The sequence below is a fragment of the Aminobacter sp. MET-1 genome (assembly GCF_026521175.1).
Taxonomy (GTDB): Bacteria; Pseudomonadota; Alphaproteobacteria; order Rhizobiales; family Rhizobiaceae; genus Aminobacter.
On record NZ_JAMSHL010000041.1, the window covers coordinates 1 to 15,463 of the forward strand.

16 protein-coding genes and 1 pseudogene are annotated in these 15,463 nt (G+C 58.1%); 3 read left to right on the forward strand and 14 right to left on the reverse strand.

The window, feature by feature from the left end:
* Positions 1–102: 102 nt before the first annotated feature.
* Positions 103–897 carry a GNAT family N-acetyltransferase gene (locus NDO48_RS28505; RefSeq protein ID WP_267322847.1) on the reverse strand — a complete coding sequence of 265 codons (795 nt, stop codon included), beginning with the start codon at positions 895–897 and terminating at the stop codon, positions 103–105.
* A 400-nt stretch (positions 898–1,297) separates the two neighbouring features.
* On the opposite strand from NDO48_RS28505, the gene NDO48_RS28510 reads away from it, so the two are divergent.
* Positions 1,298–2,251, forward strand: a complete 954-nt coding sequence (locus NDO48_RS28510; protein WP_267322848.1) for a sensor histidine kinase — start codon at positions 1,298–1,300, stop codon at positions 2,249–2,251.
* Positions 2,252–2,674: 423 nt separating this feature from the next.
* On the opposite strand, the gene NDO48_RS28515 is transcribed toward NDO48_RS28510, so the two are convergent.
* On the reverse strand, positions 2,675–3,415 hold the full coding sequence (locus NDO48_RS28515) for an outer membrane protein (protein ID WP_267322849.1): 741 nt from the start codon (positions 3,413–3,415) through the stop codon (positions 2,675–2,677).
* 522 nt (positions 3,416–3,937) lie between these two features.
* Between NDO48_RS28515 and NDO48_RS28520 the strand changes: the two genes are divergently transcribed.
* On the forward strand, positions 3,938–4,282 hold the full coding sequence (locus NDO48_RS28520) for a DMT family protein (protein WP_267322850.1): 345 nt from the start codon (positions 3,938–3,940) through the stop codon (positions 4,280–4,282).
* A gap of 547 nt (positions 4,283–4,829) precedes the next feature.
* Here NDO48_RS28520 and NDO48_RS28525 read toward each other — a convergent pair.
* From NDO48_RS28525 to NDO48_RS28575, 11 genes are all read right to left on the reverse strand, one after another.
* Positions 4,830–5,657 (reverse strand): hypothetical protein, encoded by an 828-nt coding sequence (locus tag NDO48_RS28525; RefSeq protein WP_267322851.1) that lies wholly within the window; start codon positions 5,655–5,657, stop codon positions 4,830–4,832.
* A 430-nt stretch (positions 5,658–6,087) separates the two neighbouring features.
* Positions 6,088–6,372, reverse strand: a complete 285-nt coding sequence (locus NDO48_RS28530; protein WP_267322852.1) for a DUF982 domain-containing protein — start codon at positions 6,370–6,372, stop codon at positions 6,088–6,090.
* Positions 6,306–6,692 (reverse strand): DUF982 domain-containing protein, encoded by a 387-nt coding sequence (locus NDO48_RS28535; RefSeq protein WP_323848132.1) that lies wholly within the window; start codon positions 6,690–6,692, stop codon positions 6,306–6,308. Before NDO48_RS28535 ends, NDO48_RS28530 begins: the two co-directional genes overlap by 67 nt.
* Before the next feature lie 334 nt (positions 6,693–7,026).
* Entirely contained in the window at positions 7,027–7,611 is a 585-nt protein-coding gene (locus tag NDO48_RS28540; RefSeq protein ID WP_267322853.1) for a hypothetical protein, read from the reverse strand.
* A 154-nt stretch (positions 7,612–7,765) separates the two neighbouring features.
* Positions 7,766–8,560: a hypothetical protein gene (locus NDO48_RS28545; protein WP_267322854.1), complete on the reverse strand. Its 795-nt coding sequence runs from the start codon at positions 8,558–8,560 to the stop codon at positions 7,766–7,768.
* Between the two features lie 69 nt (positions 8,561–8,629).
* Complete coding sequence (locus NDO48_RS28550; RefSeq protein WP_267322855.1) at positions 8,630–8,866, reverse strand: helix-turn-helix domain-containing protein; 237 nt, start codon at positions 8,864–8,866, stop codon at positions 8,630–8,632.
* On the reverse strand, positions 8,850–9,176 hold the full coding sequence (locus NDO48_RS28555) for a hypothetical protein (protein ID WP_267322856.1): 327 nt from the start codon (positions 9,174–9,176) through the stop codon (positions 8,850–8,852). Before NDO48_RS28555 ends, NDO48_RS28550 begins: the two co-directional genes overlap by 17 nt.
* 12 nt (positions 9,177–9,188) lie before the next feature.
* Complete coding sequence (locus NDO48_RS28560) at positions 9,189–9,371, reverse strand: hypothetical protein (RefSeq protein WP_267322857.1); 183 nt, start codon at positions 9,369–9,371, stop codon at positions 9,189–9,191.
* Positions 9,372–9,945: 574 nt separating this feature from the next.
* The gene (locus tag NDO48_RS28565; protein WP_267322858.1) at positions 9,946–10,494 is read right to left on the reverse strand and encodes a general stress protein; all 549 of its coding nucleotides are present in this window, start codon (positions 10,492–10,494) and stop codon (positions 9,946–9,948) included.
* A 12-nt stretch (positions 10,495–10,506) separates the two neighbouring features.
* Positions 10,507–11,232 carry a DUF4142 domain-containing protein gene (locus NDO48_RS28570; RefSeq protein WP_323848133.1) on the reverse strand — a complete coding sequence of 242 codons (726 nt, stop codon included), beginning with the start codon at positions 11,230–11,232 and terminating at the stop codon, positions 10,507–10,509.
* A gap of 599 nt (positions 11,233–11,831) precedes the next feature.
* The gene (locus tag NDO48_RS28575) at positions 11,832–13,910 is read right to left on the reverse strand and encodes an ATP-dependent helicase (RefSeq protein WP_267322859.1); all 2,079 of its coding nucleotides are present in this window, start codon (positions 13,908–13,910) and stop codon (positions 11,832–11,834) included.
* A 360-nt stretch (positions 13,911–14,270) separates the two neighbouring features.
* Here NDO48_RS28575 and NDO48_RS30585 point away from each other — a divergent pair.
* Positions 14,271–14,459 (forward strand): annotated as a pseudogene (locus tag NDO48_RS30585) (hypothetical protein); the annotation flags it as partial.
* Between the two features lie 335 nt (positions 14,460–14,794).
* On the opposite strand, the gene NDO48_RS28585 reads toward NDO48_RS30585, so the two are convergent.
* Positions 14,795–15,211, reverse strand: coding sequence for a hypothetical protein (locus NDO48_RS28585; RefSeq protein ID WP_267322861.1), 417 nt, complete (start codon positions 15,209–15,211; stop codon positions 14,795–14,797).
* Positions 15,212–15,463 lie beyond the last annotated feature (252 nt).

The following is a 15,463-nucleotide window of genomic DNA, read 5'->3' on the forward strand; positions in this document are numbered from 1 at the left end:
GTCAGTCGACAAACTCCAGTCCGACTTGCTTCGTTATGATCGCCCCACTGCCGAAAGGTGGTGGGGCTTTTTTCGTTTGGTCCGCCCCTCCACGAGGGGCAGCTACCGCGTGAGACGCGCGATTTCGCGTGCCGTGGCAACACCACAAACAAGGCCGTGCTCGTGACGGAGGCCAGATGCTTCCACCATACGCCGCGAGGCGATGTTTGTCGCCGAGACGAGCTCGTAGATGTGGGTCGCGTCCAGGTCGCGGAAGACGCCGATGATCATTCGGGCGTTCACATAGTTGCCGAGCCCCTTGCCGCGTTGGTGTTCGGCCACTGCGACGAGCCCGCCCCAGGCATAGCGGTGAAAGGGGCTGTGGACATTGTGCGGCAGGTAGCCATGCGCTGCCGCCACGACGGTGCCGTCCCTGTCTCCAATGGCTACTGTCTTCGCGGGACCCGCTTGTCCGGTCAGCATTGAGCCGGAGAATGGCACCACGCCCGCGGCTCCCATGAGGGCCTGAATGCGCGCCGTGTCCTGCCCCTGTGGGTTGGTAGGCTGGTCGAGATCCACGAAGCCGTCTGGAAGGCCGCGCGACAGGAGTGCTTCCGAAGCTTTAAGAGCGACCTCACGATCGGCCAGGAACACGTCCCACCAGTCGAAGCGGAAGCCTTGCTCATCCAAACGGAGCGCAAGCGCATCCGCTCGGTCCCTCTCGATAAGACGAAACCCAAAAACGCCGTCCCGCTCGAGGAACTCGATGATGCGCTCCCATCCTAACCGCTCCGGATCGTCGCAGCCCATGGTGCGGCCGGTCTGGCAAGCGCCGGGCGTGCCCCGGATGAAGTCAACACTCGCCTCAGCTTGCGCCAGCAAGCGTTGCTGCATCTGAGTGCCAAAATAACCAGCCAAGGGGCGCCTCCCTCACATGAACCCTAACTGGTCAACGAGGGGATGCCAAGCAGCTCAGCGTTTGTCCGCTTTCACCCAATTTCGATCATGGCGAGGCCTACATTGCGTTTAGGGCCCTTCGCTTCGAATGCGAGCCCATTCCTCGGCTGACAGCGCAGCTTCTAGAACCGCGTCAACTTCGGGCAGGTATAACTGCCACATGGGTTCCCTCGAATTTCGTGTCTTCGGAAGCCCGTCCTTTCGGCACAGGGAGCGGGCTGCTCTTTCCCTTGGGCTTTTCATCGCGTGCGTCCCTTCTGTTTGCACCGATGCCAACCGACGCCAACGACACCTTCACTCTGTCGCCATTTACGTCCATAGCTAGCCTTGGAAACAAGCCGGCAGGAGTATTGCGCCAAAGATGGAACGTCTTCTTTTTCTCCTCCCCCAGAAGCCGCAGCCGTTTTGGGTGAGGTACTCAACAACTACTGCCCTGATGGCGTCTTGCATCGCGGTGCATATCGAACTTCAAAGTCAAACCGGCTTTGTTGGTTTGTTCTTCCTTCTGCTTGGCATTTTCGTAGCGGGTCTCTTGTTTGATCGCGGGTCGGCTCTGTACGCGACCGCGCTCGGTACCATATTTGCCTATTTCGTCATCAGTCCCATGGCTCCCTTTCCTAGATTTGTGGCCCCCTGTGTGCTGTTCTCGGCAACCGGCGCTGCCATCGGGCTCATCGCCGAAACCCTGCGGACAGAGATGGAAAAGGTGGTGCGTGCTGAGCAGGCCAAGGGTTTGCTTCTAATGGAGCTCGCTCATCGCACCAAAAACAACTTGGCGATGATATCCGCGGTCATGCGACTTCAGTCGAAGGACACAAGCGTGAGCTCGGCAGAAGCGCTAACTGATATGGCATCGCGCATCCAAGTTATGGCGCAAGTTTACGACCACCTCACGATACGGGCAGACCGAAAGGTTGTGGATGCGAGGGAATACTTGGCGGACATCTGCCAGGGGCTCGGCGCATCGATCAGCGGAACAAGCCCGGTTGCCATCAAAGCCGACGCTGATGAGTTATATATTCATAGCGAACAGGCCGTTCCCATTGCGATCATCGTCAATGAACTCGTGACCAACAGTCTCAAATATGCCTTTCCAGACGGGCGAGCCGGTCGAATTCAGGTAGAACTGAGGGTGGACCGTGATGTGGTCCTGTCAGTAACCGACAATGGCATAGGCCTACACGAGGGGCCGCCAGGCGGGACTGGCTCCCGCGTCCTGTCGCTGTTGACCCATCAACTCGGTGGGACAATAACGCGTGAAAATCTAGCGGTTGGCTGTCGCGTGACGCTGCTGATGCCAAAGCCGCTCGTATAGTGAAAGCGGTCCATTTCGTGGCCCCGCTGCCTTTCGGCGGCAAGGCCTTTTTGCGTTTGGGAACCAAACAGGCAGTCAAAGTATTTAGGGTTGCAGGCGCGTCCCCTAGTTCGCGCCAGTGCCATCAGAACACATTCTGAGGGCTGACCGAGGTCGTCGGTAAGTTCCCCCACCGCGAGCCGGCGACCTCTTCAACTTCTTCGGAACTTTTTTCTTCTCAGGCCGGTAAAGAAGCGCCGCAATCCCCTCCAGCGGCATGAGGCGGTTTATGCCCCAGGTCCCCTCGGCAGCCTCCTCGAATGGGAACCTCTTTTCGCTTCCCGAGTTTCTGATTGCCATGTAGTCGGACTGCCATTCCCGGCTACGCCCGATCCGACTGGCCCGTCCTTGTGGCGGGCCTTTTGTCTGCGGGTGATTGCCAAGTCAGAACTTGTAGCTCGCCCCAAGGCGCACGACGTGAATGTCGTTGTCGAAATCGTACCTAAACGTGTCGCCCGCATACTGGAAAGCTCCCCGGCTGTCTTCGAGGTCGACATAGAGATACTCGGCCCGAAGGGACCAATTGTCTGTCAAAGCGTATTGCGCGCCTGCGCCTATGGTCCAACCAGCTACGACATTATCGGCTATGGCGTGATTATTCTGAGCAGCGTCGTTATCGTCGTAGCTGCTCCTAGCGTGACCAAAGGCGAAGCCGCCGGTTACGAAGGGTAGAAAGCGGTCGATTGAGTATCCTAGACGGACACGAGCGGTGCTGAACCAATCGACCGACGTCGAGAAGCTCTCGTTAGATCTCGGCAGCATGGAATTGGCGACAGTATTGTCTATGTTTGCGCCGGTGAGGTCCACCTCCACGCCATAGACCAATTGACCCGATTGCCAATTGTATCCTGCATGAACGCCGCCAAGGAAGCCGTTCGAGTTGAATTTGAACTGTGTGTCGCCGAACTCTGAGAAGGTATAGAAGTCTAACTCCGTGACGGTGGTTCGGCCCCCGCCATAGCCGAGATGCACGCCGGCATAGCCGCCGGTCCAAACAAAGCCAGCAGGAGGGGTGGAGAGAGCGTCAGAAGCGGCTGCTGGCAAACAGGCAGCGAGCCCTGCTGCGCCCATTAGCAGCATCGCAAAAGACGCTTTGCGAATTGAAATGATCTTTTGGGGGTTCATGGCTTGCCCTCATTCATAGCTCTAGTCGAGCGAACAGGGCAGCGTTCGCAATTGCACGAAAGCGGGTACTACAATCGTCGGTGGTGCGCAAGCCTGACCAGCCTGCAGGCTATCTTTACGGCACAGTTGTGCCCATGTGGGCCGTGTCTTGGTCAAGCCGCTTCCTGCTGTGCCGAGTCGAGACTTTGCAATTCAGTGCCAGAAGCGAATCCGCTTGCTTTATGGTTCTCTAGCCTCCATATGAAGCCCATCGGCTGCTGATTGGTTGGGAACGTCCTTCGAGATGCGTTGGTAGGTTTCCCCCTTAGATAGCCGGATTTGCCCCTGATTGACGGTGTGCTGACCACGAATGTACCGGCGGTTCACATGTCTCGGGATTGAAGGAGAAGCGGGCATCACGGCCCGCTTTTTTCATTTGGCATTTGCCGCGCAGGCCTCTGCCGCTCGGTCGCTTCAGCTTGACGCAGGGCTGCGGTCGGCGCGAATAGGGCTACCTCCCACATTTTGACGAATGGTTCTTAAATGCTGCTGTCACCGAAAGTGCTCCCGGCGCTGATGCTGATCGCATCCAACGTGTTCATGACGTTTGCCTGGTACGGGCATCTGAAGTTCAAGGCAGCGCCCCTTTACGCCGCCGTCATCTTCAGCTGGCTGATCGCCTTCTTCGAGTACTGGCTGGCGGTTCCGGCCAACCGCATCGGCCACGAAGTCTATTCGGCCGCCGAACTCAAGACGATGCAGGAGGTGATCACGCTCACCGTCTTCGTTATCTTCTCGGTCTTCTATCTCAAGGAAGGCATCACCTGGAACCACGCGCTGGGCTTCATGCTGATCGGCGGAGGGGCCGCGCTCATCTTCCGTGGCTAGGGGGGCCCGCCCTCTGCAACTGCTCTACTCCAAACGGGTTACCCCGTTTGCCGTATTCCAGTTTGCCACGGCTTGGCATAGCGTGACGACGCTTTGGGGTGAGGGGCTAGCAAATTGAAGTTTGGTGAAGCTAGGCGTGGCCGGCCGCGCGTAGGCGGAAGCGTTGCAATCCATCTGCGCGTTTCGGAGAATCTTGCGGACGCAATCGATACCTACATCGGCGAACACTTACCTGAAGCTAACCGCCAGGACGCGGTAAGGGATCTGGTCAGGTTGCAGCTCGCCGCATTGGGGCTGCTATCTGACTGCGATCCTGCGCACGGCACGCGCAAGCCTGTCGGCTAGCGGCAGAAGCGTTGAAGGGGTGGGCTGGCGCAATTCTGGCTAAACCCCCTATCACGCCAGCCCGGGCAGGCCAGTTTTGGGGACGGCCTGCATCTTACAACTTCCGATGACCCGCATGCTTTGTCACTCCTCCAAACGGGGGAGTCACCGCAAGCAGAAACCCCGGGGCTAGCGCCGGGGTTTCTGCTTGCGCGTAGGCCTCTCAGCCCTTCAGACGGTCGTTGCACAGGCTGTAGTAGCCGCCGCCCTTCTGTATCCACCTGAGGCCACCGAGCGTGTCTGCATCCTTGTTGGCATAGTACTGCTCGAGGCAGGTATGGAGGCGGGCTTTGCCAGGCGTCTCGCTGGAGAACTTGGCTGCAACCGAGCGCGGGAACTTCACTCCACGGGGTGCTGCGGTCGTCGCCTTCTCGGGCTCGCTCGTATACTGAGCCTCGGTCGGCGCCGGGACAGTTTCATCGTCGGACGCATCAGCGCTGCAGTTCGCCTTGCGGAACGCATTCCACTTCAGCCCCCCAAGCGTGCCCGCGTCTTTAGCGGCTTGATATTTCGCGCTGCAATCCTTCATCGATAGACCCGCCGCAGGCGCTTCAGCTTTGGCGGTTTTCGCAGGTTTTGCGGGCTCGACAGCTGCAGAGGCGCCAGCCGCACACTGTGTCCTTCTGAAATCGTTCCATTTGACGTCACCAAGGGTGCCGGCGTCTTTTGCCGCCTGGTACTTGGCGCTGCACTCTTTCATCGAAAGACCCGCCGGAGCGGCTTCAGCAGCCGCCTTGTCTGCTGCTGCGGCCGGTTTCTTCTCGGCAGCCGCCTTCTTGGCAGGCTTGGCCGGTTCAGGTGTTGCGCTGGCGTCTGAACCGCATTGATCCTTGCGGAACTGGTTCCAAGTCTGGCCAGCAAGTGTGCCAGCGTCTTTGGCGGCGTTATACTTAGTGCTGCATTCCGCCATGGTGAGGGCATTTGCCGGCATCGCCATGAATAGCCCGATCGCTGCAACGCCAGCGAGACTGAGAACCCGAACTTTCAGCATGTGAAATCTCCGTTGCTTCCCCGCACGTAAAGAGATTCCACGCAATGCCCTGTTCAGCAATGGATTTTTGCAGGGCTGAAAACAAGAAACCCGGCCTGAGCCGGGGGTTCGAGGTCAGAACTTGCGCAGGCACTGGGATAGATGATCGGCGATTGCTGCAACCTCATCTAGTCGGCCGAAGTCTTCAGGCGTTTTGCGCTAAGGTACATCAGCGCTGCGGCGCCTTTGTGCGATCCCATCCGGCGGCTTAGGCATCATCCAGCAAGCTCTTCAGGCGATCTACCAGGGCGTTGGCATTCAGCGTCATAGGTGAACGAATTCGGGTGATTGTCCGGCGATTTGATCGCCATGTCGTTTGGCATCGATGATACATCCATAGGTATTGTCGGGATGACGGACTTGTGTCGCCATCCCATTTTAGACCGTAAGATCAGGCGTGGCTGAGTTGTCCTGAGCCCGTCGGGATCGGCGCGGGTCCGTCCTGAACAAGGATGTCTTTCTTTCGCGCAAAGGCGACCAGGACACCCCTGGCAGTTTCAGCATCAATGTCACCTGCCAAAGCAGTCCGACAGGCTCTGATAGCCGCTCTTTGCTCGGGACTGTTGCCGCACCATTCCATTGCGAACTGGTAGGCGTCGGCAACCGTATTCAGCTGGCGGGGGAACCCAAGACCGACCCATACTCGGACCGGCTTGATAAATCGTTGTGCAAGCATTTCATCGTCCTTCCGATCAAACAACCGAAACCACTTGCGCCCGTCTTGCCGCCCATCAACCAAGGCAGTGGGATGGTTACGTCTTCCAATATGTTGACGGACTTGGCGAAGCCTATGAACGTCTGCCTGGCGGCGGAAAGCGGATAACCACTCTCGAACGCGCGCTGACACGCCCTTAGCGCCGTATTGTAAATCGGGCCACGGCGGTTTCTGGGCCACTCGTCAAGAACCTCGAGTTCATCCTCTAGACAGGCGATTTCCTCAATGAGGCTGTTTCCGGATTCTACGAAAACGGTGCTGTCGAACATCCGATCGCTCATCAGATCCTCCAAGTCTAACGAAAGTGGTTTTAGGTCAGGTCTTGGTGCCGACAGCGGCACCAGCCTGCCATCGATATGTGTTCGAGAATTCAGGTTTCAAGATCGATTTTTTCGCCGATAGCCAAATTGACTCTGCGCGCAGTTCATGGTGCGCCAACATCGACGTGAGCACCTCACAGACAGCGAGATCCAGGCGGTTGTCCTAGCCGCGGTCGCGATCTTGCCTCCTATTCCGCGCAAGCGCTGATGGCACTCAACCATACCAAGGCCGTTTGACCTTCGGGCGCCAGATGATGGCGTGCCCCTAGGCCAGCATGATTGTTATCGTTAGGTATCAAGGCTTTCTACGTAGCTCATATGCCCCCTTGAGGTCGGGGTACGAAGTTTCCAGAATGCCAACATACTCTTTGGCTTGCCTGTCTAGTTCGGCGGGTAGACCAAGCTCGATTGCTTGACGAAACCCATCGTACGGCCCGATCGCGTACTCCCCAGGTCGAACGGCAGCATATGCCCAATAATAGAGTGCCATTGCGTTGTCAGAGTCTAGATTCAAGCTTGCCCAAAAAAGTTCCGCGGCTCTTACATCCGATCCTGTACGAAACTCTTCATACCCTCGCTCTAGTAGCTCCCGCGCCTTCTCACGCCTTTCCTGTACAGCGCAGGGAAGTGTCCCTGCCATCGTTTTCGATTCAAGCGACGGCAGCATGACGCGATATTCTGCTACAGATTGCGAAAGACTATCGTCGATGAATTTGTACTTCCACAACTCCACCCTTGGCGCAAATATCCACGCTGGCTCGCCATCTATGAAGGCTTCCATAACGAAATCTTCGCCTGATTTCTTGATAGATCGAAGTGCGAAAATGGCCCTGCGGGTGGTCACGAACGAAACCACGCGACCAGCCGGATCACTATACACAGTCACCCCTCCGTCTGGAGGGAGTTGAACATACCGAGCATTCTGGGGAATCTGGCATTGCTCTGTCCCACTGGAATAGCTGGCGAGTGAAAGCAGCATAACGAGAGCAAGCGGGTATGCCCAAAGCAGGGAGCGAGTGGATCGAGACCTCATATCACTTCGTCCTGCAAGACACGTCATATGCGCTGGGGTAAGTCTTACTCGTGTAGTTTATCCAGCTTTCGCCCTCCGGCATGTCCGTCACGACGTTCTCGCTGCAATATAGGCGGCCACAGCTCTTCCATTTGAACGAAATCAGCACTCCATCGCAGGATTGAATAAACTTGGACGCGAGCTGCAACGAACTTGGGCCTAGCTCCTCCACGGCGATACATCCGCTGGGATTCGGCGGGCAGACTATAGGCGGGCGATCAGAAGACGCATTCTTTTTCGTTGGCTGTTGCGTTGGCGAAGACCCTAAGGGAGGCATCTCCGGTGCAGCGTCGGAAGCCTTTCGAAATGGATTTTCGGCGGGCAGGCTTTCACGCTTGCTCTGAGCCGAGAACAAGTTCTCGATCTTTTCGTCGTACTCTTTCTTTTGATCAGGTGGAAGTTCCCCGAACAAATCGCGTGCGGCATTGGTTGCTGGACCGATCGCTTCGACTGGTGGCGTCGGCTCGGATGAAGGAGTTGATCCAGCCCCTTCGCAATACCAGGCGAGCACGCACCAACCAGGTCGCCCTTTTTGAACTCTTGATCCCACGGGGCACTTGGCATTGGCTTCGTCCTCGGTCGCGAACCTTCCAAGTTCGTGTCCGCTACACAACACGAGCACGTCTTCGGCTCGGGCCTCAACGACAGAGCCGAAAGCAGCAAGGAAAACTAATGCAGGCACAACCTGTGTCGACCGGCGTAAGAACGAAACGATTGCCGAGATAGCAACGCACACGCGCCCTCCATCGTTCGCCATTTCAGGCCCTCCCCAACGGCTATTACCGGCGATACCATCATCGTCGCTTGCACTGTTTGCGCAAGAGGGTCAGCGCGGCTTCACAAGCACTGGCGCCAGCAGTTGCGTCGCCTTTACGCCCAGCGCTTGTGCGATCTCGGCCATTGTCTTGATACTGGGGTCGACTTCCCCATGTTCGATGATCTCCAGATAGCGCTCGCTGTAACCGACACGCCGTGCCAACTCGGCCAGCGTGATCCCCTTGGCCTGGCGCAAGGCACGCAGGTTGGTCACGAAGATCCCAATGATGTCAGGTTCTGCCGTCATCTTCGGTTGGTCCCCGCTTCTGTGCGAGATCCGCCTTGCAAGCTTTCATGACTTGGACGGCCTCAAGCAGCATCGCCGAGACTTTCTCTGCCGGGAAGATGTCGATCGCGCTAGCCATGGCGTTCAACTCGAAGACGATGTCGTCTTGACTGAGGTCATGCGTAGCGCCTCCGGACAAGGCGATTTGCTCGCGGTAATCTCGGATGGTGTTTGCGGCCCGCAGCAGCAGCCGGGCCATTTCAGGACGAGTCAATTTCGATATCTCATTTGCGGCCCGTAGCAGGTCTGAGATGAAATTGCTCGTGACCATTTGGAGGCTCCGCTATCCGGTTCTGCCCGTCTGTGGCGGAGGGGCTGGGATGTCGCGCTCCAATAAGTGCATCAGGACATCACTGACCTCGACCAGCAGTTTTCTGATTTCCTCGCGGCTGAGGCTATCAATGTGATCCTTGGCGTCCATGACCTGGATCAGCAGGTCGACGCCACGTTGATGCAGTAGCGGCAATGCGAACTCCTCTCTCTCTTGCCCTTGCCTGCCGATCTAACCTCGCACCTGCCTGTTGATCAATCGATGAATTCATCCGAAGACGACGATCCAGTCTCCGAAGTTCGCGGGCGTTAACGCTGCGGAAGCTTCTTCGTCGCTGCCGTCTACCATCGACGAGACCCGTTGTATGTCGATCGAGCAGCGGTCTAGCGAGTAGCCTGGAGTTGGCCTGTGACCTGGCCGCCAAACAGCATGATTTGCTAGACGCCCTAATGCTTTAAGATTTGCGGCGAGAAGCCCCGCCCGCTTGTGATGCCGGGCTTTTCAACAATTTTCCAAAGGTGGATTGGCCGGCGGATAGCCGAAACACCTTATCAGCACAATACTTTGAAAAACCTACACAAAACACCGAAATAGTGGTGCCCCTAGCCGTGCCCATCATTGCCATCGTGATGATGCTGGCCACAGGTTCCGTCTTCTGTGGCAATTCACAATTGGTCCCGATGAAACCAAGAACCCACTCGCAATCCATCTTGGGGTGAATGCGAATGAGGATTGCGGACGGCTAAGGAAGGTTGCGCGTCGTATCAACTTACGGCTTGGCTTTAGGATCAAAACCCGTCCAGCCCTCGCTTTCATACTCGCGTCGGCGGCTGCTTAAGTCGACAGTGCTCGTTTGCCTCAATATTCCCTCGGCTTCGACGGTCAGTTCATCGGGTACTCGCGCTGTCACTAGAGTACCCCCACGACGGACACCTTCTGCGTAGACGTGGGCATCGCTCTCCGGCACGCCGGAATCCGTGAGTGCACCCATGATGCCACCAGCAGCCCCGCCCACGACAGCGCCGGCCGTTACCCCGGCTGCGGTCGCCGCCAGCCAGCCGGCTGCGACGACTGGGCCCACGCCTGGAATGGCCATTAGCCCAAGCCCGGCGAGAAGGCCGCCAGCGCCACCAACTGCCGCGCCTAGTCCTGCTCCTTCAGCAGCGCCCTCGGCAGCCGCCGACCCGTCTTCGTCCAACCTCTCGGGCTTGCTGACCACAATGCTGAGATCGTTTTCCGGAACGCCAGCAGCCTCGAGTTCAGCGACGGCAGCCTCGGCATCGTCATAGGTGTCGAACAATGCGCTTATCGTTTTCATTTCCGTAGCTCCTTATTGCTTGCCTTGGACGACGACATTCCCTTGATAGTCCAGGGCGACCCCCACGCTCTTGCCGTCCTTCATCGCCGAGCCTCGCCAGATGCCATCGCTGTCCTTGGACAAAGCCGAAACCTGCGAGTAGCCAGCTTCCTCTATGCGCGTCTTGGCCTGAGTTTCGGTGAAGCTGTTTGCGCCAGGCACGGGAGGAGATGCTTGATTGCTGGGGCTGGTGCTGTTGGTCTGCGATGAAGCCAGCTTCTCGACGCGTTGCTGATGCATCTTCAGCGTGGGGAGGGTTTCGGCCGCAAATGCCTTCAGCGCCTCGTTATCCCCGCTTTGCGAGTATGCTTGGAACAGGGTCACGGCATCGGAATGCGCGTCGGTTTGGACCTTGACGTAGGACTGATCGAAGGTGGTGGTGTCGGCTTTCAGCTGCTCCAGCACGGCTTGGTGTTTCTCGTCGAGGGCCATGGGCACGGCCAGTTTTTGCTCACCTGCGATTGTTGCGAGTTTTGCGTTCGCGGCTCCATGATCTTTCATCATCAGGGAGGCGAACTCTTTCACCGCATCACTACTTCCGGCCGTGTCAGCGAGCCGACTGGAGTCCACTTCGAATAGACCGCCAATTGTCGCTTTATTGACGAACTCCTGGGCGCTGTCAGCAGCCTGCGATGGCAAGACCAAAGCGAACACCGCCGCTCCGGCCAAGAGGGCCAGAATGGGCTTATTCATCATCATACCGATCCTTGTTGTTTTACTGAGAGGGTGTAGTCAAAACAGGCGTGCCTCCCATTGGTTCCATCATCGGCAAACGTCTCGATCCGTCCGTCCTCGTCGTCGCAGGCATTGGGCGCCATAGCCTGGCAGCGCAAGTGCGAAGAGCTTCTTCATCTGCTGCCGCCTGTGGAATCATGGTTCCAGCAAGGGAACGAAACCCAAAACCAAGTGGGGGATCAAAGGCCAGGACGGCTTCGCATTGCCGGCCCCTTACGGGGCGCTCGGCAAGTGACAAGACGAGAGGCGACAGCGCATGCGCGTTATGCGCAACCTCGGCAACAGCTCCCTCGCCCAAGAAATGCAGCGTGACGAAGAGCAGGCGCTCTTCTTGACCCGTTGACTGGGAGGGGCATGACAGAGGAGCAGGATCGCTCCTTCCGCACACTGTCTAGGCAGTAAGGGGTCACGGGTGATCGGCACGAATGGTTTGACAGCATCGTACTCTTCCAGGCCAACACTGAAACGAGAATGCTAGGACATCTGAATGTCCGGGCTTCTTGCGCTCCCTGTCTATGTGAGCCGACTCGATGGCCAGTCAAATTAGATGTACCTCATAGCCGCTACTTCCACATCGAACGCATCTTGCCTTTGATGTCGACTGATGTTCGGGGCCTAGCGCCTTGATCTTGACGATACGATTGGCTCGTCCACGACGTTGACTTGAAGTGATCGAGCAAATGCGCCGGAATGAAACGGGTCCGAGAGGCATAAACATGCCTGTCGCCACGCGCGACCTGGCCGGAGGTGTAGAAGCGCTGCGGTGTGATGAGATGCAGTGAGTCCTTAGCCCGGGTCATGGCGACGTAGAGCAGTCGGCGTTCTTCCTCGATCTCTTTGCGTTCGCCGGCACTCAGGTCGATCGGGATGCAGCCGTCGACAGCGTTGAGCACGAAGACCTTGGTCCATTCCTGACCCTTGGCGGAATGGATCGTCGATAGGATAAGATAGTCTTCGTCGAGATGAGGAGGTCCAGCCTCGTCGCTCGTGGCAGAAGGGGGATCCAGGGTCAGATCTGTGAGGAAACGCTCCCGGCTCGGGTAGCCTGAAGCGATCTGCTCAAGTTGGAGAAGGTCTGCTCGCCTAGTCGTCGCGTCCTCGTGCTTCCGCTCGAGGTGTGGCTCATACCACAGCCGGGCTCGCTCCATTTCCGTGGGCCAGCCTGGGCCTCGCCGTAACTCTGAAAAAAGATCAACGAACCCGGGCCAATCGGCAGCGGCGCGTGCCGGCGGCACGAATCTCGCCAGCCCCAGTTCCAGGTCGAGAGCCTCTTCCATGCCGTTGATCGCCTGAGTGGCTGCGGAAGGACCAATGCCAGGCATCAATTGCATCACTCGAAACCCGGCGATGCGATCCCTAGGGTTCTGGGCAAAGCGCAGCACAGCAAGCACGTCCTTGACGTGGGCTGCGTCCAGGAACTTCAAGCCGCCGAATTTGACGAATGGGATGTTGCGACGGGTGAGTTCGACTTCAAGCGGTCCTGAATGATGGGCGGCCCTAGACAGGACGGCTTGTTCCTTGAGAGGCGTGCCGGCTTCCCGTTCCTTCAGGACTTCGTCGCAGACGTAACTGGCTTGCTCCGATTCGTCGGGCACGCTGACGAGGAGGGGCTTCTCCAGAGATGTACGTTCGGTCCAGAGGTTCTTGGTGAAGCGTTCGGTCGCTTCGCCGATGACTGCGTTAGCTGCATTCAGAATAGCGTCGGTCGAGCGATAGTTCCGGTCGAGCGTGACGACTTCGGCCGGCTCGGGAAACAGGGCAGGGAAGTCGAGGATGTTGCGGACCTCGGCTGCACGGAACGAATAGATCGACTGGGCATCATCACCGACAACAGTCAGGCCGCGGCCGTCCGGTTTGATAGCAGTCAGGATTGCTGCCTGCAGCTTGTTCGTATCCTGGTACTCATCGACGAGAATGTGGTCGAAACGCGAGGCGAGATGCGCCGCGATCTCCGGCTCGCCGGCCATCTGGGACCAATACAGCAGCAGGTCATCGTAATCGAGGATGCTCTGAGACTGCTTGGCCTCCACATAGGCACCAAACAGCTTTTTCAGCTCGTCGCTCCAGGCGACGCACCACGGAAAATAGCTGCCCAGGACCGCCTCCAGCCGCTCTTGAGAGTTTACGACACGCGAGTAGATCGAAAGGCACGTGGCCTTGGTGGGAAAACGGTTCTCGGTCTCCGAGTAACCGAGTTCGTGCCGCACCAGGTTCATGAGGTCGGCGGAGTCTTCGCGATCATGGATCGTGAAGCTGGGCTCCAAGCCGATTTCCCGTGCGTAGTCCCTTAGCAGTCGTGCGCCAATTGCATGGAAAGTGCCAGCCCAGGTGAGGCCTTCCATGAGGCTCGCTGCGCGTTCCTTCAGAACGTCGGCTGCGATGCGCTCAACGCGCTTGCCCATCTCGACTGCAGCCCGACGGGAAAAGGTCATCAAAAGGATGCGTCGCGGATCTGCACCCCGCACAATGAGATGTGCGACGCGATGGGCGAGCGTGTTGGTCTTGCCCGATCCGGCGCCGGCGATAATGAGGAGGGGGCCAGAGATGGCTCCGTCACCATGCATCACTGCAAGCCGCTGCCCGTCATTTAGTTTGGACAGGTAGGTGGGTTCTTCGGTCGAATCACGGACAGCGACGTTCATGGAGCCATGAAGCATTGTTTCCGTTTCGTTCGCAATGTTTCCGACGGCTTTTGGTCGCCGCCACGGAGATTCGCAGGCGAAGTCTCTGCGGCGCGGATCAAGGCGATCATCTTACAGACATCATGTGCTTTCTAATGACTCTGCCTCACATTGGCGCGCATTCCTCCGCCATGCCGCCCAAGCGCATTCAAGGGGGCCGCTCGCGAGCTGTCCCCCGCAAGGGAGGCTCCGCCGCGCCCGAAATCACTCATTGTTTCAGTTGCCGACACGCGCCCTTGCGACCTCCGCTCTTCGCGGTTTGCGGGTGGGGTCCCGCAATACCGCGAGGAAACTGGGCAAGCAGGGTGGGACGTGCAGGCGTCCGGGAAGAGGATGACCATGGCCGCCGCGATCATGGAGCAACGTCGGCTCGGCCTGATTGCCAAGGCGATGCTGACGGTCCCCGGTCACTGCCTCGCGCAGGTCGCGCGCGAATTCCTGGCGCTCTACCCGAACGCCCGCATTCTCGCTGCGGACGAGACGAACTTCACTAAGGACAAGCGGGCGCGGTCCCCGAGCAGTCGGATCGTGTGCTTCTCTACGCGGGGGCGTGGGTGGAAGGTCCGCCGCGGCCGGTCAATCAACGATTTCGCCTCGGCGAGGCTATGAATGTCAGAACGCTGCGCCGCGCTAACCCGTATCTGTCAACTGATTGCGAGCGATCTCAACCGAATGCAGCTGGTTCGGTTGAACAGTGGCGTTGACCCGGTTTCCGAAGTTGAGGCAAATACCGACCAAGAACAGATATCTTCGGTGAGCTACGCCAATCCACTGGCGCGCCGCCGATGCCAACCACCTCCCTGAACCTCTGGATCAAAGGGCACCCGAGTAATCGGGCGGGGTGATCAACCGTACTTGGAAATGTACCCGAACACGGCTTCACATTTCGGGCACGCCTCTGGTCGGCCGGGCGTGTTTACCAGGGTCACCATGTTGATCCAGCGACCGTCTTGAATGCAGATTGGACAGAAGGCGTGGCCCGAGGGTGACCCTTCGGCGGCCCGATATCGGTACCCATCCACCTCAACGGTGGCTTCGTCAAGGAAGCGAAGGTCTTCGCGAAGCTTGCTGATGTCACGATCCTTGGCGAACAATTCCTCCTGGGCTTCGACAAGAGGCATACGCACGTCGGAGAGGGTGCTGATGACGTCGGCGAGCTTGGCCTTTAGTTCCGCTTTGTCGAAGCTGCTGTCGATATCGCGCAAGTCTTTCGCGATACCAACGGCCGTCGCGATTGCCGTCAGTGTCCCTGGAATATCCATATGCCCCTCCCGTTGAGGCGGGCATCCTCCCACCACTCTCGGTGGCTGTCGAGATGAGTTCCCGGCCGGAAGGGGCGATCGTAGTCAAGACTGCCAGAAGGGCGCTCGTTTCATGCGGTATCCCGGTTGCTCGCTGCCGCCAGATTTGTTCTTCGGCCGACCGGGCGGATGCTGCCCTGCCTTCTCGACCAAGGATTGTTCAGTGCGTTTTTCCTTGTCGTTCGGGTCGCGGTAGTTTCGCGCCGGTTTACG

What these genes read in the sequence shown, in the direction of transcription:
- NDO48_RS28565 (WP_267322858.1), bottom strand. Translation starts at nt 10,494, where the DNA reads ATGAAAACGATAAGCGCATTGTTCGACACCTATGACGATGCCGAGGCT.
- NDO48_RS28530 (WP_267322852.1), bottom strand. Translation starts at nt 6,372, where the DNA reads ATGCTTGCACAACGATTTATCAAGCCGGTCCGAGTATGGGTCGGTCTT.
- NDO48_RS28515 (WP_267322849.1), bottom strand. Translation starts at nt 3,415, where the DNA reads ATGAACCCCCAAAAGATCATTTCAATTCGCAAAGCGTCTTTTGCGATG.
- NDO48_RS28570 (WP_323848133.1), bottom strand. Translation starts at nt 11,232, where the DNA reads ATGATGATGAATAAGCCCATTCTGGCCCTCTTGGCCGGAGCGGCGGTG.
- NDO48_RS28575 (WP_267322859.1), bottom strand. Translation starts at nt 13,910, where the DNA reads ATGAACGTCGCTGTCCGTGATTCGACCGAAGAACCCACCTACCTGTCC.
- NDO48_RS28550 (WP_267322855.1), bottom strand. Translation starts at nt 8,866, where the DNA reads ATGACGGCAGAACCTGACATCATTGGGATCTTCGTGACCAACCTGCGT.
- NDO48_RS28510 (WP_267322848.1), top strand. Translation starts at nt 1,298, where the DNA reads ATGGAACGTCTTCTTTTTCTCCTCCCCCAGAAGCCGCAGCCGTTTTGG.
- NDO48_RS28525 (WP_267322851.1), bottom strand. Translation starts at nt 5,657, where the DNA reads ATGCTGAAAGTTCGGGTTCTCAGTCTCGCTGGCGTTGCAGCGATCGGG.
- NDO48_RS28555 (WP_267322856.1), bottom strand. Translation starts at nt 9,176, where the DNA reads ATGGTCACGAGCAATTTCATCTCAGACCTGCTACGGGCCGCAAATGAG.
- NDO48_RS28535 (WP_323848132.1), bottom strand. Translation starts at nt 6,692, where the DNA reads ATGAGCGATCGGATGTTCGACAGCACCGTTTTCGTAGAATCCGGAAAC.
- NDO48_RS28545 (WP_267322854.1), bottom strand. Translation starts at nt 8,560, where the DNA reads ATGGCGAACGATGGAGGGCGCGTGTGCGTTGCTATCTCGGCAATCGTT.
- NDO48_RS28520 (WP_267322850.1), top strand. Translation starts at nt 3,938, where the DNA reads ATGCTGCTGTCACCGAAAGTGCTCCCGGCGCTGATGCTGATCGCATCC.
- NDO48_RS28585 (WP_267322861.1), bottom strand. Translation starts at nt 15,211, where the DNA reads ATGGATATTCCAGGGACACTGACGGCAATCGCGACGGCCGTTGGTATC.